17 protein-coding genes are annotated in these 20,066 nt (G+C 39.2%); 13 read left to right on the forward strand and 4 right to left on the reverse strand.

Going from position 1 to position 20,066, the window contains the following annotated elements:
• From J7E81_RS04625 to J7E81_RS04675, 11 genes are read left to right on the forward strand one after another with little or no spacing between them, the layout of a single operon-like run.
• The gene (locus tag J7E81_RS04625) at nucleotides 1–1,467 is read left to right on the forward strand and encodes an adenosylcobinamide amidohydrolase (RefSeq protein WP_215040935.1); all 1,467 of its coding nucleotides are present in this window, start codon (nucleotides 1–3) and stop codon (nucleotides 1,465–1,467) included.
• Nucleotides 1,464–2,447, forward strand: coding sequence for an adenosylcobinamide-phosphate synthase CbiB (cbiB, locus tag J7E81_RS04630; RefSeq protein ID WP_215040936.1), 984 nt, complete (start codon nucleotides 1,464–1,466; stop codon nucleotides 2,445–2,447). Before J7E81_RS04625 ends, cbiB begins: the two co-directional genes overlap by 4 nt.
• Entirely contained in the window at nucleotides 2,404–3,483 is a 1,080-nt protein-coding gene (cobD, locus tag J7E81_RS04635) for a threonine-phosphate decarboxylase CobD (RefSeq protein WP_215040937.1), read from the forward strand. The genes cbiB and cobD overlap by 44 nt, the downstream gene beginning before the upstream one ends.
• Entirely contained in the window at nucleotides 3,462–4,034 is a 573-nt protein-coding gene (locus J7E81_RS04640; RefSeq protein ID WP_215040938.1) for a bifunctional adenosylcobinamide kinase/adenosylcobinamide-phosphate guanylyltransferase, read from the forward strand. Before cobD ends, J7E81_RS04640 begins: the two co-directional genes overlap by 22 nt.
• The gene (locus J7E81_RS04645; RefSeq protein ID WP_215040939.1) at nucleotides 4,034–5,542 is read left to right on the forward strand and encodes a cobyric acid synthase; all 1,509 of its coding nucleotides are present in this window, start codon (nucleotides 4,034–4,036) and stop codon (nucleotides 5,540–5,542) included. The genes J7E81_RS04640 and J7E81_RS04645 overlap by 1 nt, the downstream gene beginning before the upstream one ends.
• Entirely contained in the window at nucleotides 5,539–6,327 is a 789-nt protein-coding gene (gene cobS / locus J7E81_RS04650) for an adenosylcobinamide-GDP ribazoletransferase (protein ID WP_215040940.1), read from the forward strand. Before J7E81_RS04645 ends, cobS begins: the two co-directional genes overlap by 4 nt.
• Nucleotides 6,297–6,896: a histidine phosphatase family protein gene (locus J7E81_RS04655; RefSeq protein ID WP_308162135.1), complete on the forward strand. Its 600-nt coding sequence runs from the start codon at nucleotides 6,297–6,299 to the stop codon at nucleotides 6,894–6,896. The genes cobS and J7E81_RS04655 overlap by 31 nt, the downstream gene beginning before the upstream one ends.
• Nucleotides 6,848–7,297 (forward strand): bifunctional adenosylcobinamide kinase/adenosylcobinamide-phosphate guanylyltransferase, encoded by a 450-nt coding sequence (locus tag J7E81_RS04660; RefSeq protein WP_215040942.1) that lies wholly within the window; start codon nucleotides 6,848–6,850, stop codon nucleotides 7,295–7,297. Before J7E81_RS04655 ends, J7E81_RS04660 begins: the two co-directional genes overlap by 49 nt.
• Nucleotides 7,294–7,878 carry a cob(I)yrinic acid a,c-diamide adenosyltransferase gene (locus tag J7E81_RS04665; RefSeq protein ID WP_215040943.1) on the forward strand — a complete coding sequence of 195 codons (585 nt, stop codon included), beginning with the start codon at nucleotides 7,294–7,296 and terminating at the stop codon, nucleotides 7,876–7,878. The genes J7E81_RS04660 and J7E81_RS04665 overlap by 4 nt, the downstream gene beginning before the upstream one ends.
• Nucleotide 7,879: 1 nt before the next feature.
• Nucleotides 7,880–8,371, forward strand: coding sequence for an ECF transporter S component (locus J7E81_RS04670; RefSeq protein ID WP_215040944.1), 492 nt, complete (start codon nucleotides 7,880–7,882; stop codon nucleotides 8,369–8,371).
• Nucleotides 8,371–9,087: an ATP-binding protein gene (locus J7E81_RS04675; protein ID WP_215040945.1), complete on the forward strand. Its 717-nt coding sequence runs from the start codon at nucleotides 8,371–8,373 to the stop codon at nucleotides 9,085–9,087. Before J7E81_RS04670 ends, J7E81_RS04675 begins: the two co-directional genes overlap by 1 nt.
• Before the next feature lie 239 nt (nucleotides 9,088–9,326).
• On the opposite strand, the gene J7E81_RS04680 is transcribed toward J7E81_RS04675, so the two are convergent.
• The 3 genes from J7E81_RS04680 to tkt all read right to left on the reverse strand — a co-directional run bounded on the left by J7E81_RS04680 (nucleotide 9,327) and on the right by tkt (nucleotide 13,944).
• A complete protein-coding gene (locus J7E81_RS04680; RefSeq protein WP_215040946.1) occupies nucleotides 9,327–10,880 on the reverse strand; it encodes an ABC-F family ATP-binding cassette domain-containing protein in 1,554 nt (517 codons plus the stop codon).
• 383 nt (nucleotides 10,881–11,263) lie between these two features.
• On the reverse strand, nucleotides 11,264–11,932 hold the full coding sequence (gene fsa, locus J7E81_RS04685; RefSeq protein WP_215040947.1) for a fructose-6-phosphate aldolase: 669 nt from the start codon (nucleotides 11,930–11,932) through the stop codon (nucleotides 11,264–11,266).
• Nucleotides 11,933–11,955: 23 nt separating this feature from the next.
• On the reverse strand, nucleotides 11,956–13,944 hold the full coding sequence (gene tkt / locus J7E81_RS04690) for a transketolase (protein ID WP_215040948.1): 1,989 nt from the start codon (nucleotides 13,942–13,944) through the stop codon (nucleotides 11,956–11,958).
• Between the two features lie 216 nt (nucleotides 13,945–14,160).
• On the opposite strand from tkt, the gene J7E81_RS04695 reads away from it, so the two are divergent.
• Nucleotides 14,161–14,910 carry a DeoR/GlpR family DNA-binding transcription regulator gene (locus tag J7E81_RS04695; RefSeq protein ID WP_215040949.1) on the forward strand — a complete coding sequence of 250 codons (750 nt, stop codon included), beginning with the start codon at nucleotides 14,161–14,163 and terminating at the stop codon, nucleotides 14,908–14,910.
• A 164-nt stretch (nucleotides 14,911–15,074) separates the two neighbouring features.
• Here the strand turns inward: J7E81_RS04695 and J7E81_RS04700 are convergent, their stop codons facing one another.
• Nucleotides 15,075–16,136 carry an AraC family transcriptional regulator gene (locus J7E81_RS04700; RefSeq protein WP_215040950.1) on the reverse strand — a complete coding sequence of 354 codons (1,062 nt, stop codon included), beginning with the start codon at nucleotides 16,134–16,136 and terminating at the stop codon, nucleotides 15,075–15,077.
• Nucleotides 16,137–16,458: 322 nt separating this feature from the next.
• Here J7E81_RS04700 and J7E81_RS04705 point away from each other — a divergent pair, with 322 nt between their 5' ends.
• Nucleotides 16,459–19,938 (forward strand): family 78 glycoside hydrolase catalytic domain, encoded by a 3,480-nt coding sequence (locus J7E81_RS04705; RefSeq protein ID WP_215040951.1) that lies wholly within the window; start codon nucleotides 16,459–16,461, stop codon nucleotides 19,936–19,938.
• Nucleotides 19,939–20,066: the final 128 nt, after the last annotated feature.

Raw genomic sequence — 20,066 nt, forward strand, 5'->3', positions numbered from 1 at the left:
ATGATTAGAGTTGAAAATATTTCAGGTGGATATACAGGTGAATCTGTTCTAAAAACCGTTTCTTTTGAAGTCGGAACGGGGGAATTGTTTGGTGTCTTGGGACCAAACGGCAGCGGAAAGACGACTCTTTTAAAACTGCTTAGCGGAATCTTGCCCATTCGTGGTGGTGAGATTTTCTTAAAGGGAAAAAGGCTTCAAGATTTCTCCACTAAACAGTTGGCGCGTATGGTTGCTGTTTTATCTCAGCATTCCTTTGAATCTTTCTCCTATACAGTAAAAGATACCGTTTCACTCGGACGCTATGCCCATCAAAGAGGTTGGTTCCAATCGTGGAGCAAGGAAGATGAAGAGATTGTCCAAACAGTCATGGCACAGACGGGTGTAGCTTCATTACAAAATAAAACGATTCAGGAACTATCCGGTGGTGAGAAGCAGCGTGTTTTTTTGGCGCAGGCACTGGCCCAGGAGCCTGAAATTCTCCTTTTGGATGAACCGACAAACCATTTGGACCTATCCTATCAAAAAGAATTATTAGATCTCCTCAAACGATGGACGATTGATAAAGGCTTAACAGTCGTTTCGATTTTTCATGATTTAAATCTTGCCGGGCTTTATTGTGATCGGCTTCTCCTGCTGGAAAAAGGGACAGTGAATATTCAACATATTCCGAATGAAGTACTAAAAGAAGAGCGAATTCGAAATGTATTTCATACCGACATCAAGAAGCATCCGCACCCAAAAGTGGCTGCTCCGCAAATGGCCCTCTTACCAAATATCCAGCAAACCGAAAATGTCGAGTGTATTGATGAAAGCCGTCTATCTTTTTTTAAAGAATACATCCGATTAGAATCTCCCATACCGCTCCGAACGATGTCTTCCGGTGTCGTTGGGGCGGGGACCGGCTGGTATCAAAAGTTCGTGAATCGCCATGTGGATAAAAACTATAACTGTAGTGATCACCGCCAAGAAATGTCGGCTTTTCTTAGCGCAAATGGGTTCGAACCGGCAGAAACGGTAGGGATGATGACTGCAGTGTTCCTCGATGATGCGGCATATCAATTGTATGAACAGGATGATTTTTCGATTTTTGTTGTGGTGACAGCTGGTGTTAGCAATGCGATTGATGCTTCGAAGAGTGAAATGCATTCCTATGAATTTTCTCCGGGAACCATTAATACTTGGATTTTCGTGAATGGTGAACTGACCGAGGAGGCATTTATTCAAAGCATTATGACGGCAACTGAAGCAAAAGGTAAGGTGATGAATGATCAAAAGGTGATTGACAAGGTCACAGGAACAATTGCGACTGGAACTTCCACCGACAGCATTTTAATTGCCGCCACACAGCAAGGAAAATGTTTGGAATTTGCAGGGACGATTACGCCTTTAGGAAAACTCATCAGTAAAGCTGTGTATCAGTGTACAACAAAAGCGTTACAAAAATCGCGACAAAGGATTCGATCATGATCGTTTATCATTTAATCTCAATCACAATCGCATACCTTATTGATATGGTCGTTGGAGACCCGCCTCATTGGCCGCATCCAGTCAAATGGATGGGCCGGATGATTGCTTTCTTTGAAAAGCGTTGGAATATAGGAGATAGAAAACGAATGAAGGGGGCTTTTATGCTTCTGATTGTTTTAGTGGCTGTTTTTGCGTTCGTTCTTCTCCTTATTTTTATCGGTTATAAGCTTCATCCCGCTCTTGGAATTATTCTGGAGAGCATCATTATTTCAACCACAATTGCGCAAAAAAGCCTAAAACAAGCCTCTCTTAAGGTGTATGGGCCATTAAAAGAAGGAGATCTCATAACAGCAACATTAAAATTATCCTATATTGTCGGCAGGGATACGGATTGGCTGGAGGAAGGAGAAATAGCCCGCGGTGCAATCGAAACGGTTGCGGAAAATACTAGTGACGGGGTCACAGCGCCCTTGTTTTGGGCATTAGTGGGGGGGGCGCCGCTTGCGATGGTTTATCGGGCAACCAATACGTGTGATTCAATGGTTGGTTATATGAATGAACGCTACAAGGAATTTGGCTGGGCTTCAGCGAAATGGGATGATGTGATGAACTGGATTCCGAGCCGCTTGACGGGAATCATCATGATGCTTGGGAATAGGCCGAGAAAAACAAGCTATCAACAAGCATGGACGATTTTGTTCCGCGATGCCAAAAAACATCCAAGCCCGAACAGCGGATGGGGCGAAGCGGCAGTTGCCTCTATTTTAGGAATTCAGCTTGGGGGGATTAATTATTACAAAGGGCTCGTATCAAACCGGGCAAAAATGGGTGATCCGATTGAGCCGATTCAGCCAGAACACATAAAAGCAGCAAATGCAATTTTAAGCAAAACGGTTTTTTTATTTATACTTTTCTTATGGGCAGGAGGGATGTGCCTTGAAATGGCCATCACATGGTTCGAATCCCCAATATCTTTATGAAGCAATGGGCATGGAACTTCCAGATCAGTACCTAGATTTTAGCGCGAATATCAATCCGCTTGGACCGCCGGATGCATTAAAAATGAAGTGGAATGACTTTTATAACAAGGTAACGGTGTACCCGGACCCTTATTCCATAACGTTGAAGGAACAACTGTCAAAAAAGGAACAGGTCCCGACCGATTCTCTGCTGATAGGAAACGGCGGAGCAGAGCTAATCACCCTTGCCGCAAGAATGCTGGAGGGGAAAAAGGTTTTATTGATTCAGCCTACATTTTCGGAGTACGAACATGCGTGCAGGGTCAATCGCTGCGAGATTATTATCCATCAATTGGAAGCGCCGGATTTTGAACTCAACCTTGATGGCATCCGTCAGAAATTAAGGGATGCAGATGCGCTGTTTTTCTGTAATCCAAACAATCCGACTGGAATCCACTACACGAAATCCGACATGATCATGCTGATGGAAGAATGTGAGAAACACGATTGTTTGTTTATATTAGATGAAGCCTTTTACGACTTTTTGGAGGATTATCAATCGCTTCTTCCATATATTAAGAGATTTCCCAATTTAATAGTGATTCGTTCGATGACCAAAATGTTTGCGATCCCGGGGATCCGGCTCGGCTATGCAGTTGGAGATCCAGCCACGATTGCGAAGCTTCAAAATTTGCAATCCCATTGGAGTACCAATGCGATTGCATTGGCAGCTGGTGAATTATGTATAGAGGAAGAAGCATTTATTAGAAGGACCCAAACATATATTGCAAATGAGCGAAACAGGCTTTTCACTTATTACAAAAAACAGGGATTTATGATTTCAGCTTCCAAAGTGAATTTTTATTTATTGCAGGACCCCTATCGAAAAGACGAGTTTGCGTTATTTGAATTCCTGTTAAAAAAAGGAATCATTCCACGCCATACCTTTAATTTTCCTGGTTTAGAAGGGAATTGGCTGCGATTTGCCATTAAAAACAGTCAAGAAAACGAGCAGTTAATGGAGGTGCTGAACCAATGGAGAAAGCACCAATGTTGATCTTTATCACAGGTGGTGTCAGAAGCGGAAAGAGCAGCTTTGGAGAACGGATTACTGTGGAAAGAGCGGCTGCAAAAGGCGGAAAACTGCATTATATTGCAACCGGTGTACCGTTTGATTCCGAAATGAAAGAACGAATCAAAAAACATCAGCAGGACCGGGAAAATGCGAAGGTTTACTGGCATACGGTGGAGAAGTCCTTAAACATTGGTGAATTAGCTGCCCATTATAAAGAACATGATTTTTTGTTGCTTGATTGTGTGACAACTTTATTAAACAATGAACTGTTTTCGGCTGTACATAAATGGGACCAACCTATCTTGGATTCAGTGTATGAAAAGATTATAACCGGAATTTTGGCGTTAAAAAGGCAAGCTGGAGCTATGGTTGTGGTCAGTAATGAAGTATTACACGAACCGATCGTGGAGAATGAACTTGTTTTAGCCTATAAACGTTTGCTTGGTAAAATCCATCAAAGGTTAGTGGAGGAATCAGATCGGGCGTATTTAATTGAAGGTGGAATACCGATTGTCATGAAGGAGGTGATGTGATGAGGGGAGTGATGATTCAAGGGACGGCATCTGATGTGGGAAAAAGTTTAATTGTGAACGCTTTGTGCAGAATGTTTGCCAATGAAGGAATAAAAGTTGCCCCTTTTAAATCACAAAACATGTCCAATAATTCTTACGTCACTCTTGATGGCAAAGAGATTGGGCGAGCTCAGGGAATGCAGGCAGAAGCAGCGAAGACGGAAGCGAGTGTCTGGATGAATCCGATTTTACTAAAACCCCGATCACATATGCATTCTGAAGTGGTTTATTTGGGAAAGGCTGTTGAATCCTTGTCAGGACAGGAATATCGAGACCGCTTTTATGAAAGAGGGCTTGAGGTAATTAAGGAATCGCTCTCCCATATAGAAAAAGAATTCGATTTATTGGTAATAGAAGGGGCCGGCAGTCCTGTTGAAATCAATTTAAAAGATCGAGAGATTGTCAATATGAAAGTGGCAGAAATGGCGGATGTGCCGGTCATCCTTGTTGCCGATATCGACCGGGGAGGCGTTTTTGCAAGTATTGTTGGCACGCTTGAATTACTGGAACCTATCGAGAGAGAAAGAGTCGCCGGCCTGATGATTAATAAATTCCGGGGAGATCGCTCTTTATTTGAAGATGGCATTCGCTGGTTGGAGGAGAAAACAGGAATCCCTGTTTTAGGAGTGTTGCCATATGTGGAAAACCATATGATCGATGGGGAAGACTCATTGTCGATTCATCAGCAATTTAGAGGCAGAAAAAAAGCTGACCTTGATATTGTCGTGATTCAACTTCCATTTATCTCAAATTATAGTGATATGGACCCGTTTTTGTATGAAGAAGATGTTTCACTGCGCTGGGTGAAAGATCCTTCGGAATTCGGCAGGCCGGATGCGGTGATTATCCCCGGTACAAAAAGCACGATCAGCGATTTGAATGATCTTAGAGCAAAAAATCTGGATCAATTGATTCAAAGACATTTGGAAGATGGCGGCTTTTTGGTAGGAATTTGCGGCGGCTATCAAATGCTGGGGGATGAATTGGTAGATGAAGCTGGTTCAGATACAGGGAAAACCGACTGCTGCGTAGAGGGGTTAGGGATAATACCTGCGAAAACATTTTTTAAACGTGAAAAAGAAACCACAAGGACTCAAGCCCAACTTCACAAGGACACCGGCCTACTCCATCGTCTTAGGTTAGAAGGGTACGAGATTCATTTAGGCAGTACAATCGTATCTCAGGAAGGATGTTCTTTTCTCCAAACCACTGATGGGATAGCAGATGGCTACTACGGCAAAAACGGCAGAATAATAGGAACGTATCTCCATCATCTCTTTCATAATGATGGTTGGAGAAATCAATGGTTGAATAGGGTTCGGGAGTGGAAGGGACTTCCAAACAAAGAAGTGGTCCATATAAAAGATTTTAAAGATCAAAGATTTAATGAATTAGCCCGGCAAATGAAAGATCATATCAATTGGGATTTGCTTCATCACATTATTAACCAATGGGGTAGAAGAGCATGAAATTACTTATGGGGTTGATGATTAACCTGCAATTTTTCACGTCTATTCCAATTAAGCGGGAATTGCCTATGGATCAACAGAATCTTCGCGGGGCGGTTCAGGCTTTTCCGTTAGTAGGATTCATTCAAGGAGTTTCTTATTCAATCCTTTTGTATGCTGTGATGAACTGGACCCCTTTTTCTCATGTAGCTGCAGCCTTTCTTTTGTGGCTAGCCACCATTCTTCTTACAGGAGGCATCCATTTGGATGGCTGGATGGATGCAAGTGATGCTTATTTTTCGTATCAGGATCAGGAAAAAAGACTTGAGATTATGAAGGACCCGCGAACAGGTGCCTTTGGAGTCATCTCGGTTATTGTGTTGCTGAGCTGCCGTTTTTTCTTTATCTATGAACTGACCATGAACATGGAGCCTGTCATCTATTACCTGATTGCTGCCTTGCCTTTTTTTAGTAAAAGTGTAATGGGCGCGGTGCTGCTAACCGTTCAATCGGCTAAAACTGAAGGTCTTGGCCATATGTTTCAACAGGCCGCAACCGTAAAAGTACTTTGGATTTATCCTTTCTATATCTTTGTTTTTCTGATAGCAGTCTTTTTATCAAAGGTATTTTTCATCCCTATATGCCTGTTGCTTTTAGCTTCTATCCTTTGCTATTTGATTTTTCGCAGGAATGCACTCAAATGGTTCGGAGGTATTACGGGTGATGTTTTAGGAGCGACAGTAGAAGGGACTGAATTGATTTTATGGATGACAATGTGGTTATTGCATTATTTCGTCATGGCTTAACAGAAGAAAATAAACGAAAAGCGTATTTAGGCTGGAATGATTCCCCCTTATGCCCAGAATCATATCATTTAGCAACAACCCGTACCTACGATTGTTATTTTTCCAGTGACCTGAAACGGTGTATAAGAACAGCAAATGTATTGTTTCCAAACGAGGAGCTTTTCCTCTTGAAAGATTTGCGGGAACTGGATTTTGGAAAATGGCAAGGAAAAACGTTTGAAGAATTGAAAACAGAAAGGCTTTACCGGCTATGGATTGATGACCCGTTTACTATTGCGCCGCCGGATGGGGAATCTTTTCAGCAATTCAGCAAAAGAGTTCAAAATGGCTGGAATAGTGTGATTCAAGAAATCCTTTCGAAAAACTTTCAGCGCTGTGCAGTGATTACTCATGGAGGAGTGATCAAACATCTTTTAGCAGAATTTGCCCCAGAGAGAAAGGAATTTTGGAGCTGGAGGGTGCCACATGGTTACGGGATTGAACTTATTTTTGAACGAGAAGCACTAAGGAGGAGAGAACGGTGCATTTTATTACAGGAGGTGCCTTTAACGGGAAAAGAGCATGGGTGATAAAAACATACCAGGTCGAAAAGGATGTAAGCTGGTTGTCAGCCTATGAAAACCATGCGCTTCCACGGAATGTAAACCATCATCAAAATTTTCTCATCCTGGAAGGTATCGAAATCTGGTTAAAGCTTTTATCCGAGCAGGTTGATGTAAAGCAATCCCTAGAAATTTGGAATAGCTGCTTAAATGACTGGCTGAAATGGGAGAAGGAAAAGGCCGGACGAAATCTAATTATAATCGGAACGGATATAACTAAGGGGATTGTACCTGTGGAAAAAGAAAATCGATTGTGGCGGGATCTAACAGGCTGGGCGTATCAAGATACAGCTGCCAAGGCACAAATAGTGGATGTCATCTGGTACGGAATTAATAAAACCATTAAAGAAAAGGAGAATGTGACATGAGAATTTACACACGAACAGGGGATAAAGGGAAAACAAGCATCATCGGTGGAAGGGTGGATAAAGACGACACCCGTGTAGAAGCTTACGGAACAGTAGATGAAGTTAATTGTTTTGTCGGGCAGGCAATGGTTGAATTGGACCAGGAAATTTTTGGGGATGTCATTGCTGATCTTCAAAAAATTCAGCATGAATTATTTGATTGCGGAGGAGACCTTGCAAACATAACCGAAAAACGTGAAATCAAACTTCAAGAAGAGTCGATTGAGTACTTGGAATCAAAAATTGACGAATATATTGCTGAAGCACCGGAGCTGGAACGTTTTATCCTCCCAGGAGGAACAAAGCCCGCCGCATCGATTCACATAGCTAGAACGGTAACAAGAAGAGCAGAAAGATTAGTCGTCAGGCTTTCGAAGACAGATCAAAAACCACCGGAAACGGCACAGAAATATTTAAATCGGCTTTCAGACTATTTTTTTGCATTGGCAAGGGTCATAAACTTTCGCCTGCATGTGCAAGACGTAGAATATGAACGCAGTGCAAAAGTTTTTCGTACAGGAAATCGCAAGGAGGAAAAATAAATTGAAGGGAAAAACGATTAGCTTGCTAGGCTTGATGATTGCACTGTCGGCAGTTGGAGCAAGCATCAAAATTCCTGCCGTGATTGATAGTGTGGCATTGGATGCCTTACCGGCTCTTCTAGCTGCTGCATTATTGGGTGTCAGAGCCGGGGCGATTACTGGAGCGTTAGGTCATTTATTCTCGGCCTTAATCGGAGGATTTCCACTGGGCCCTATGCATCTGTTAATTGCAGTAGAAATGGCTATACTTGTTTGGAGCTTTGGGATTTTATTTAAACAAAACAAAAGAATCCTGGCTAGTCTCGTTTTTATCGTGGGGAATGCCTTTATCGCTCCTGTACCGTTTATTTTTCTTATGAATAAAGGCTTTTATTTTGCAATTGTCCCTTCCCTTTTAATTGGTTCTTTCCTAAATACAGTGCTTGCTGTGATTTTAATTCCAAGACTTTCATTGTTGACACAGCAAGTATTGAAAAAGAGAGATGCACATTGATGAGAAACGTTTTAACCCTTCCGTTTGATGAGGCAGGCAACCTCATTGTTGCCAGCGATAACAGTGGTGCGATTGGTATGAAAAAGGATGATCTTGTTTTTGTATCATATGAAACGGTCGCCTACTATTCTTTTCGAGTTGCCGTGATGGAATGTATGGCAGCAGGAGGAGAACCTATTTCCGTTATCCTTCACAATTTTTGCGGGAATGAAGCTTGGGAGGAACTGACAAGTGGAATTCAAAGAGGAATAGGCGAGCTTCAATTAAAGAATCTTCCGATTACAGGCAGTACGGAAAGCAACTTCTCCATGCAACAATCGGCCGTTGGGATCATTGTCCTTGGCAAAAAGCAGATTGGAAAAATGGATGAGATCGTTTTTAACGAACAGTCGAAAATCGCTATCATCGGTAACCCGTTGGTTGGCAATGAGGTAATAGAACAGGAAGATCTAATTGTTCCATTACCCATTTTTCAAAAGATTAGCAGACCTGAAGGGATTGGGGTTTGGCCGGTCGGTTCCAAAGGGATCCAATCTGAATTGAATCAAATGTTTAAGAACAAGACATTTTTAAAGGAGCAAATCATCACGGACATTGATCTAGTAAAATCCGCTGGCCCGGCTACATGTTTCCTTGTTACTTATCAGGAAAATATGGAAGAGGAAATAAAAAAATGGGCCGGAAGCTATTTTCATTCCGTCCAAATAAGGATATAGGTGTAGTTTATCCATATATTGAAATTCCAGTGGAGAATGAATAAACCAGCCAGCATCACATGTGATGTCAATTTCAGTCCACACATGTGAAAGCTGTTGCAAAATTAATATTGAAATAGATTCTAACTTTAGATTATATAGATGAGCTTTTTTAAGAAATCTAAAGTATATTTTTGGATAGTTTATAAAAAGGGGGTACCCAATGAAATTTTATTCATTGGGTACCCCTTAATCTTTATTTAAAACACTTTCGTAGTCCAATCCTCACAATTCCAAATATCGGTCGCAATTTCACGATAGAAATCAGGTTCGTGGGAGACCATCAAGATACTTCCGCGATAGGCCTTTAAAGCACGCTTCAATTCTTCTTTTGCGTCAACATCCAAGTGATTGGTAGGTTCGTCTAGAATTAATAAATTCGTTTCTGTGTTAATAATTTTACACAAGCGAACTTTGGCTTTTTCGCCGCCAGAAAGGACTTCGACTTTACTTTCTATATGTTTCGTCGTTAATCCGCATTTTGCAAGAGCAGCACGGACTTCAGCCTGATTCATACTAGGGAACTCGCTCCAAATCTCTTCGATACAAGTGTTGTAGTTGGCCTGTTTCACTTCCTGCTCGAAGTAACCGATGTGTTGATACTCACCACGTTCCACTTTACCGGAAATTGGATCAATCAACCCAAGAATACTTTTTAAAAGTGTTGACTTACCAATACCGTTTGCACCTACGAATGCAATTTTTTGCCCGCGTTCCATTTTTAAATTCAGAGGGCGGGAAAGTGGTTCATTGTAACCAATAACAAGATCTTCAGCCGTGAAAATATAACGACTAGCGGCACGAGCTTCTTTGAAGTTAAACTCTGGTTTTGGCTTCTCTTTCCCTAACTCAATTACTTCCATTTTGTCGAGCTTCTTCTGACGAGACATCGCCATATTACGAGTCGCAACACTTGCCTTGTTCCGAGCCACGAAATCTTTCAAATCAGCAATTTCTTGTTGTTGACGCTTGTAAGCAGACTCTAGCTGCTGCTTCTTCATTTCATGAATTTTTAAGAAGTTATCATAGTCACCAACATAGCGATTCAACTCTTGGTTTTCCATGTGATAGATTAAGTTAACAACATTGTTCAAGAATGGAATATCATGTGAAATCAAGATAAATGCATTCTCATATTCCTGTAAATAACGCTTCAACCATTCGATATGCTGTTCATCCAAATAGTTCGTAGGCTCGTCTAGTAATAGGATTTCAGGCTTTTCTAGCAACAGCTTAGCTAGCAAAACTTTCGTACGCTGTCCGCCGCTAAGATCATCGACATCTCGATCAAGTCCAACATCGTCTAATCCTAGTCCACGAGCAACTTCCTCAACTTTTGCATTAATTCGATAGAAATCATTACTATCTAAAGTTTCTTGTAGCTCGCCAACTTCTGCAAGTAATGCATCGATATCAGCACCTTCATCACCCATTTTTGCATAAAGTTCATTGATCTCTGATTCAGCATCAAAAAGATATTGAAAAGCAGTACTCAAAGCTTCACGCATCGTAGTACCTTTTTGAAGTACAGCATGCTGATCTAAATAACCAACACGAACTTTTCGTGACCATTCAACTTTTCCCTCGTCGGGTTGCAACTTCCCAGTAACAATATTCATGAAAGTAGACTTACCCTCACCATTTGCCCCGACTAGTCCAACATGTTCTCCTTTTAAAAGTCGAAACGACACATTATTAAAAATCGCACGATCACCAAAACCGTGGCTTAAATTTTGTACGTTTAATACGCTCATTTTTTTAACCCCTTATCTAATGTCACATGTGAATATCTTACTAGATTTTGGCTGTTTTTTCTATCTTGAAGTTATTTTTTTGAAAAATGTAATTCTATCTATGGGCCAAATTAAAATCTGTCCCTTCTTAATTAACTTGGGTATATATAAATTGGATAAAAGTCTATTATACAACCGAACCTGGAGGCAAGATATGTGTTATTCCCATTTGGTAATAACTGTACAAAAAATGAAAGAATTGGTTGAGTTTTACTATCTTTCTATTTATTTAAACTATAACAAAAATGGCATGCGTCAATTTGCATGCCATTTCATGTGTTAATTTATCTCCGTGAACTATATAAGTGAACCCTTTAGGATAAGCAGTCGTTTTTTTGTTCCACTTAGTTTTTAAGAGTATTTTCCCAATCAGCAGCAAATTTTTCGATTCCTTGATCCGTAAGTGGATGTTTAGAAATTTGCTCAATGACTGAAAATGGAATTGTTGCAATATGTGCACCTGCCATTGCTACACGAGTTACATGATCTGGATGACGAACAGATGCTGCAATAATTTGTGTGTCGAATTGATGAATGCGGAACAATTCAGCTATTTTTGATACTAATTGAACACCGTCTTCAGAAATATCATCTAAGCGGCCTAAGAATGGAGATACATACGTGGCACCGGCACGAGCTGCTAAAAGTGCTTGGTTTACTGTGAAGATAAGGGTGACATTTGTTTTCACACCTTTATCGGCAAGATAACGGCAAGCCTCTAAGCCAGCTAAAGTCATCGGAAGCTTGATGGTAATTTTCTCATCTCCGCCGTTAATTTTAATCAGCTCTTCAGCTTGGGCAATCATTTCATCAGCTGTAAGGGCATCTGGAGTTACTTCAGCGGAAACGGACTCCACTTCTGGAACCTCTTGGCAGATTTCTTCAATACGGTCTTCAAATTTTACGCCTTCCTTCGCAACGAGGGAAGGATTAGTTGTAACACCTGATAAAACACCAATTTTATAGGCCTTTTTAATATCAACTAGATTTGCAGTATCAATAAATAATTTCATCGTTTATTTCCTCCATTTTAAGATTATAGTAGACTTTTAGCCGTACGAACCACATTTTCCGTCGTAAATCCAAATAGCTCCATGACGGCAGCGCCCGTTCCTGAAGCACCGAATGTTTCAATCGATAATACTTTCCCTTCTAATCCTACGTAGCGTTCCCATCCAAGAGAGATACCCATTTCGAGTGCCACACGCTTTTTAATAGAAGCAGGGAGGACAAGTTCTTTATACTCCTTCGGTTGACGATCGAATAGTTCCCAGCTTGGCATAGCGACGACGCGAACCGATACATTTTCTTTTTCAAGTTCAGCTTTCGCGTTAATGGCTAATGACACTTCCGAACCAGTTGCGACCAAGATAACCTCTGGCTGGTCATTTGTTTGCGTTAATACGTAAGCTCCCTTTGAAAGGTTGTCTAAACCCGCTTGTGTTTCTTGGAACACAGGCAGGTTTTGACGGCTAAGCACCATCGCAACAGGACCGTCTGTTTGTTTTAATGCATAAGCCCAAGCGCTTGCTGTTTCATTTGCATCTGATGGGCGAATGACGGTTAGCCCTGGGATGGCACGAAGAGAAGCTAGCTGCTCAACTGGCTCATGAGTTGGTCCATCCTCACCAACCGCAATCGAATCATGCGTAAATACATAGGTGACCGGAAGCTTTTGCAAGGCTGCCAGACGAATGGAAGGTCTGAGATAATCATTGAAAACAAAGAATGTGCTAACAAATGGCTTTACCCCGCCATGAAGAGCTAAACCATTGCCAGCCGCTCCCATTGCGTGTTCCCGGACACCAAAATAGATATTCCGTCCGCTAAATGATTCTACCGCGAATGCTGCATTTTCCTTTATATCTGTCATGGTGGAGTGGGAAAGGTCCGCACTTCCTCCAAAAATAGAAGGAACTGATTTGACAAAATGGTTAATAGCTTCTCCGCTGGCTACACGAGTTGAGATGGTTTTACCCGTTTCAAATGTCAGGATGTCTTCCGCATTAATTAAAACTTCTCCCGTGATCGCTTGTTGCAGTTCTTTTGCTAATTCAGGATATGTCTCTTGATAAGACTGGAATAATGCATTCCATTGTTGTTCTTGACCGATTCCTCTTTGTTTTAGCTCTTCAAAATGGGCTTTAACTTCTTCCGGTACAAAAAAATCCTCTTCATAGTGCCAGCCATATACCTGTTTAGTTGCACGGGCTTCTTCTGCTCCAAGTGGATTACCATGTGCCTTGTTTGTTCCTGCCACTTTGGGACTTCCATAACCGATAGTGGTTCTAATTTCGATTAAGGTTGGTTGTCCTATATTTTGTTTTGCTAAGGTAATAGCTTTTGAGATTTCAGCTACATCATTGCCATCTTCTACTCGTAAGTATTGCCAATGAGCAGATTCTGTTCTTTTTTGAATATCTTCTGAAAAGGAAAGGTTTAATTCACCGTCCAAAGAAATATCGTTGGAATCATATAATGCAATTAATTTTCCTAGTTTCATATGACCGGCCATAGACATGGCTTCATAAGAGACGCCTTCCATTAAATCTCCATCGCCCACTAAAGCATATGTATAATGGTCAATGACAGGGTAGCCATCTTGATTAAATTTTGCAGATAAATGCGCTTCAGCCATCGCCATTCCTACTGCATTGGCAATCCCTTGCCCTAAAGGCCCAGTGGTCGCTTCAACTCCATCTGTGTGACCAAATTCGGGATGTCCTGGTGTTTTACTATTAAGCTTTCTAAAACCTTTTAAATCTTCTAAAGATAAATTGTACCCAGCTAAATGAAGCAAACTATATAATAAGCTAGATCCGTGTCCGGCAGAAAGAATAAATCGATCCCGGTTAAACCATTTTGCATTTGTAGAATTATGATTTAGATGATTCGCCCAGAGTGCATAGGCCATTGGAGCAGCCCCCATAGGCAGGCCTGGATGACCGGAATTAGCACTATTGATTGCGTCAATTGATAAAGTGCGGATCGTATTTACAGCTAGTGTTTCAATACTATTATTCATCTTTTTTCCTCCTTTAATTTCGTGTGATTATTAGGTAATGGAATTCTCGTTTTTGCGTTTTAATGCTAGTTTTTTCGTGTTTGAGAATATTTTATCCTCATAAACAAGAAAAAACAAGAAAAAACTTGCCGTTTTTTTGAAAAAAATTGGTGAAATCAAGAAAAAACTATATAATGTAAGAAAAAACATGCAAAAACACGGAGGCTGGTCACTAGTATGCTTAGAAAAGAACGACAAAGTGAAATTTTACAAATACTTGAAAAAGAAGGGAAAGTCGTTGCGAAGGAATTAAGCATAAAATGGGATGTTTCCGAGGACACCATTAGGCGAGATTTAAGAGAAATGGATTCATTAGGTCTTCTTAAAAGAGTACACGGCGGGGCATTTCCGGTATCTGCAAGCGCTTTAACCTATTCTGAAAGAACGGAAGAAAATATAGATGCAAAAAAAGAGTTAGCCTTAAAAGCGGTGAAGATGATTAAAGATGGACAAGTTCTTTTAATAGATGGAAGCACAACCAATCTTTTTTTGGCTCAAGAAATTCCAATCGAGTTTAAAGGGACCATTATTACGAATAGTCCCTCTATTAGTTTGGCATTATCAAAACATCCCAATGCAGATATCATCCTTTTGGGTGGAACCTTTTTTAAGGAATCTTTTGTCACTGTCGGATTAGATGTCATTGAAGTGCTTAAAAACATTAGAGTCGATCTCTGTTTTTTAGGAGTGTATTCCTTGCACCCTGACTTTGGTATCAGCATTCCTCATATAGAAGAGTCTCATGTTAAACGTCAGATGATTAAAAGTTCAAATAAAATCGCAACCTTGGTAACAAGAAGTAAGCTTAATACCATTTCAAATTACTTGGTAGGTCCTGTTTCAGAACTTGATTACTTAATTACGGAAGACGGTCCACTAAGTCATAATTTAAATAAGTATATGGAATTCGATATTGAAATCATTTGACTATGGTTTTAGCACCAATGCCGATGAGGGCATAAACTTAATAAACTATTAAATCGAGAAAAGGGTATGTTAGGCATACCCTTCATTAATAAGTCCTATCAGGTGATTAATAATTACGGAATCTGGACATTAATGAATGAATCTTCGATTAGTAGTTGAGTGAATTAGCTATTTATTGAATTTGTAACTTGTTTTCTATATTGATTAGGAGAAACTCCATAAGCTCTTTTAAAAATTCTTATAAATTGAGAAACATTTTCATAACCTATCGAATGACTTATCTCTTCAATCTTTAAACCAGATGATGTTAAAAGTTCAATCGCTTTATTGAGCTTCAAGGTTTGAATGATATCTTTAAAGGTTTGCCCCGTATTCATTTTTATAAGCTTACTCAGATAAGGAACGGTGAAGTGAAATTCTTTTGATAGATCTTGAAGGGTTACGGTTTTATAGTTTCTTTGGATAAAAGTAATAATCGATGTGAAATATTTGTTACTTTTATGCAATTCTTGAGGTAATTCTATTTTTATCCTTTCATCTCTTAATAGATTAGCAAAAAAGACCATTATAAGATTATCTAAAACAATATGACAGTATTTTTTATTTTCTAAACTTTCATGAAAAATTTTACATAAAATATCTTTAATTTCAGAATTGTTATTCGTACGAAATAGAATGTACCTATTAAAAGTATTAGAATGTAAGATTTTATTAAAGAATGAAGATAATAAATTTTCCTCTTTGAGAACAGCCAAAAATGTGTTGTTAAACGTACTTTTCCTTATTAAAAAGTTAATGAGAATGGTGTCGTCATAAATGGCAACAGAATGTTCAACCCCAGGTGATAGGATGCAGATATCGCCTTCATTTAAAACTATTTCATCATGGCCAATTTTTTGCGTAAAACTACCTGAATAGACGTAACTCATTTCAAAAAAAGTATGAGTATGAACAAATTCAGGTGTATACCTATTATGTTTTATAGGCAAAACATTAAAATTTTCCTTGCCATTAAAAAACAAGTTTTCTGTCATCATGTAGGGATCATCCACGTCAGGGTAAAAATGAGGAATAATAATTTTCTTTTCTTCAATGAAGTCAAGATTTATGTTTTCCATAAAGATTTTATAAGTACCGGGATTTTGTGATGCTATAAAATGATTTCGATAAAATAACTCATCCTCCGTATAATCTCTCAAAAATTGATCTACTTCATTAATCTCCATTTTTTCTCCTTCGAATAAGAATAAGATTAAAAAAATATAATTTTATTTTTTAGTTTTAATCATTCAATTCTAATTAGCGATATAGGGAATTCAATAAAATAAACTCATTATACGCTTTCATTAAACCGTTATGTAAATTATAAAGAAAAATATACGTGAATAATAGATTAAAAAAGATCAATTATTTTAATTAAATAACAGTATTTGGTTTCCTATTCATTTGAATTAGTATAGTAATAGATATTAAATTTTAAAATAATTGAACTCAACTTGTAAGTTAAATGCAGGATTATAAGTCAGATATTATCGGAGGTATTTGTAAATGCTTACATTAAAAACAGAGGGTCTCATGAATCCAATCGGGATAGATCGTAGAAAGCCGGAGTTTAGTTGGTTGGTTTTATCTGACGAAGTAGGTGTTAGGCAAGAATCTTATAAAATGGTCGTGAAAGAAGAAGATGGCAGCATTGTTTGGGATTCAGGGGAAGTCTTTTCAGATACAGCTGTTGAGATTTTTTATGAAGGGAAACCTCTTAGACCATCTGCAAGATACAGTGTTGAATTAACAGTAGTTGATAATCATGGAAATCGATACGACTCTAGGAATAACTTTTTTGAAACTGGTCTCATGTTAAAGAATGAAAAATCCTTAGGTGATGGGGCTAAATGGATTGGAGCAGATGAGTTGACCTTGGATGCGACTTCAGCATGCTACTTTGATTTGAGGATGGATCTGACTTTAACGGAAGGGTGTGATAAGGCTGGAATCATTTTTGGCGCAAATGATTTTAGATTAAAAAACAAGAACTTTAATATATGGGGAAAAGCGGAAGAACTTAACTATTTCAAATATGAAGTGGATGTAGAGCAATTATTAAATGGTACAAGTGATACAGCAAAGCTTAATATTTATGTCGTTGGTATGCCGGTTCTTGGTCAAAGTATAGAGAATGACCCAAATGAAGCTGATTTTTCAATAGAGATTCCAAATACAGTGATTTCTAAGGAAAATGTTTATGAAAAGATGAGTATTTCGATCGATACATTGAGTAACTTAAATCAGGTCACTTTTAGAATAAATGGAATAGTAGCTGATGAAAATCGTCAGCTTAACCCTTTAGGCAACACGCATGATTATAATACTTATCCTAATCTGAATGAAATTGGTTTTTCAGTAGCTGCAGGAGAAAAAGCCATATTTGAGAACATAGCGATTCATAATCCAGGACCATATAGTGAGGGAATTCTTTTTGGAGAGAAGATTGGAGCAACCTACGATATTTTTAAAGGTCTTGATGGGGTTCATGTGGAAGAGGATGGAAGGATTATGGTAGGCGGCAATCAGGATATTTTAGTATTTGCCGATCCATCATATGGCAGTGCTCCTATGCTTAGAACAGAGTTTAAGGCGGAGAAAAAAATTGAAAAAGCAAGGCTGTATGTTACGGCTCAAGGCATTTATGAAATGTGGATGAATGGAGAGAAAATTAGTGACCACTGGTTTAACCCAGGGAACTCGGAGTACCGAGAAAGAATTGCCTATCATACCTATGATGTAAAAGAGTTACTTAACAGTGAGAGTAAGAATGCCATTGCCGTCCAACTAGCTGAAGGCTGGTGGAGTGGCTATCAGACATTCATTGTCCATAACTATAATTTTTATGATGATCGTCAAGCTTTGATGGCCAAGTTAGTGATCGAGTATACCGATAAGACGGTTGAAACCATTGTAACGGATGAAGAAAATTGGTCTTATTATGGAAATGGACCTGTAGAGTATGGCTCCTTCTTCCAAGGGGAGCGGTATAATGCAAACAAAGAAGTATCTGGCTGGATGAATGTGGACTTTGATGAAAAAGGCTGGAGAAAAGCAGTTGAGATCCCAACAGAATCTACATTTGAAAACTATACCTTTATGACAAGATTGGATGAGCCTATTACTGTTATTAATACGATTGTCTCAAAAAGTGTTCAAAAAACCAGCGATCATAAAGATTTCGATAGTAACTATTCCTACATTTATGATATGGGTGAAAATGTACTGGGAGTTCCTCACATTCAGATACAGGAAGGAGTGCTTAAGGCAGGTCAACAGTTAATTATCCGTTATGCTGAGATTCTTTACCCGAGTCATCTGAAGGAATACCAAGAAGCAGGTATTGCAAATATGATGATGGTTGAAAATTACCGTGCGGCTCTTTCAACAGACTTTTATACAGCAAAGGGTTGTGAAGCGGTTGTCATTGAACCTCATCGAACCTATCATGGTTTCCGTTTTATTGAGATATCAGGTCTCAGCGAGCCGCTTCCATTGGAATGTGTTAAGACAAATCTTTTATCATCTATAAAGGTGTCTTCAACCTATGAATCTTCAAACCCATTGGTTAATAGATTGTATAAAAATGTTCAGAACTCCCAAAACAGTAACTTTATGTCTCTTCCGACAGACTGTCCACAAAGAAATGAGCGGCTGGGATGGACGGGAGATGCACAGGTATTTTCCATGGCAGCAACCTATAATGCGGATGTTTATAATTTTTACCGTCAATGGTTATACACCTTAAGAGATAGTCAATTTAATACAGGGGCACTTCCTGTGTTTGCCCCAAGCTATATACTGCCTGATCAAGATAAAGGGGGATTTGGTGGTTTCGGTGGTGTATCTTGGGATGCAGCTATTGTGTTGATCCCATATAACCTATATAGACAATATGGCAAGAAGGGGATCATTCGAGAAAATATTGAAGCCATTGATAAATATCTAAACTATTTGCTCGAAAATCCAATGACTGTTGATGATAAAATTTATAATGGATTAACCAGCAAAACTGGTATTCTCGCGGATTGGTTAAGTATTGAGGTTACCGACTACACCTTAATTAATAATGCCGTTTATGCCTATTTATTAGAAACTGCTTCAAAAATGGCTGAAATCATCGGTCATACTGAGCTTTCTCATAAGTATCAGGCTGCCTATGAACTAACAAAGGCAGAGTGGAACGAGCTTTATGTTGATGAGGATGGACGTACAAGAGATTTTGAAGGCAAGCTTCAAGATACTCAGGCATCTTACGCCACTCCGCTTAGATATGGTGTATTTAATGAAGAAAATGAAAAGAAAGCCGTAATCCATTATCAAGAAACGGTTAAGAGGACGTTAACGGAGAAGGGTAATTATACGATTAAAACTGGATTCTCAGGAACCCCCAATCTTGTACCTACGTTATCAAATTATGGATATATAGAGGAAGCTTATAACTTATTTGAATCAACAGAATATGCATCATGGCTATATCCTGTTATCAATGGGGCAACATCCATATGGGAACGCTGGAATTCCTATACGGTTGATGGGGGATTTAATGGCAATAATTCTATGAACTCTTTTAACCATTTTTCACTAGGTGCTATTTATGAATGGATGATGGGTTATCAACTAGGAATCATGTCTGATGAAGAAAAATCAGGCTACAAGCATTTTATTCTTCAGCCTCAAATGGGTGGAAAGATGGAATTTGTAAAAGGAAGCTTTGAGTCACCATATGGAACGATTCATAGCGGATGGACAAAGAGTAAGGGAAGCTTGTGGGATCGTTATGAAGTGAAAGTACCAGCAAATACAACTGCTGATTTATATTTACCAATTGAAGAGGATGCTAAGTGTGAGGTAGTATGTGAAGGTGTTATTTATAGAGGTAATACTACTTTTAATCATATAAAAGTTGCACATTTTGAACTTGTATCTGGAAGCTTTAAGTTTAATCGATTTAATGATGGGATTGAAGTATCAATAAATCAATAGTTTGTGGTTATTTCAAATAAAAAGGCAGCTAATTGATATGAACTCGAAAAATTAGCCATTTGATTTAGTCAACCGTTTGGGCATGTGTTCGGTATTGGACCGGACTCATGCCTTTTAATTTTACTATT

It is taken from the genome of Bacillus sp. ISL-18, from assembly GCF_018613415.1.
In the GTDB taxonomy this organism is placed as follows: Bacteria; Bacillota; Bacilli; order Bacillales; family Cytobacillaceae; genus Neobacillus.

What these genes read in the sequence shown, in the direction of transcription:
- J7E81_RS04625 (WP_215040935.1), top strand. Translation starts at nt 1, where the DNA reads ATGATTAGAGTTGAAAATATTTCAGGTGGATATACAGGTGAATCTGTT.
- cbiB (WP_215040936.1), top strand. Translation starts at nt 1,464, where the DNA reads ATGATCGTTTATCATTTAATCTCAATCACAATCGCATACCTTATTGAT.
- J7E81_RS04640 (WP_215040938.1), top strand. Translation starts at nt 3,462, where the DNA reads ATGGAGAAAGCACCAATGTTGATCTTTATCACAGGTGGTGTCAGAAGC.
- J7E81_RS04645 (WP_215040939.1), top strand. Translation starts at nt 4,034, where the DNA reads ATGAGGGGAGTGATGATTCAAGGGACGGCATCTGATGTGGGAAAAAGT.
- cobS (WP_215040940.1), top strand. Translation starts at nt 5,539, where the DNA reads ATGAAATTACTTATGGGGTTGATGATTAACCTGCAATTTTTCACGTCT.
- J7E81_RS04665 (WP_215040943.1), top strand. Translation starts at nt 7,294, where the DNA reads ATGAGAATTTACACACGAACAGGGGATAAAGGGAAAACAAGCATCATC.
- J7E81_RS04675 (WP_215040945.1), top strand. Translation starts at nt 8,371, where the DNA reads ATGAGAAACGTTTTAACCCTTCCGTTTGATGAGGCAGGCAACCTCATT.
- J7E81_RS04680 (WP_215040946.1), bottom strand. Translation starts at nt 10,880, where the DNA reads ATGAGCGTATTAAACGTACAAAATTTAAGCCACGGTTTTGGTGATCGT.
- fsa (WP_215040947.1), bottom strand. Translation starts at nt 11,932, where the DNA reads ATGAAATTATTTATTGATACTGCAAATCTAGTTGATATTAAAAAGGCC.
- tkt (WP_215040948.1), bottom strand. Translation starts at nt 13,944, where the DNA reads ATGAATAATAGTATTGAAACACTAGCTGTAAATACGATCCGCACTTTA.
- J7E81_RS04695 (WP_215040949.1), top strand. Translation starts at nt 14,161, where the DNA reads ATGCTTAGAAAAGAACGACAAAGTGAAATTTTACAAATACTTGAAAAA.
- J7E81_RS04700 (WP_215040950.1), bottom strand. Translation starts at nt 16,136, where the DNA reads ATGGAGATTAATGAAGTAGATCAATTTTTGAGAGATTATACGGAGGAT.
- J7E81_RS04705 (WP_215040951.1), top strand. Translation starts at nt 16,459, where the DNA reads ATGCTTACATTAAAAACAGAGGGTCTCATGAATCCAATCGGGATAGAT.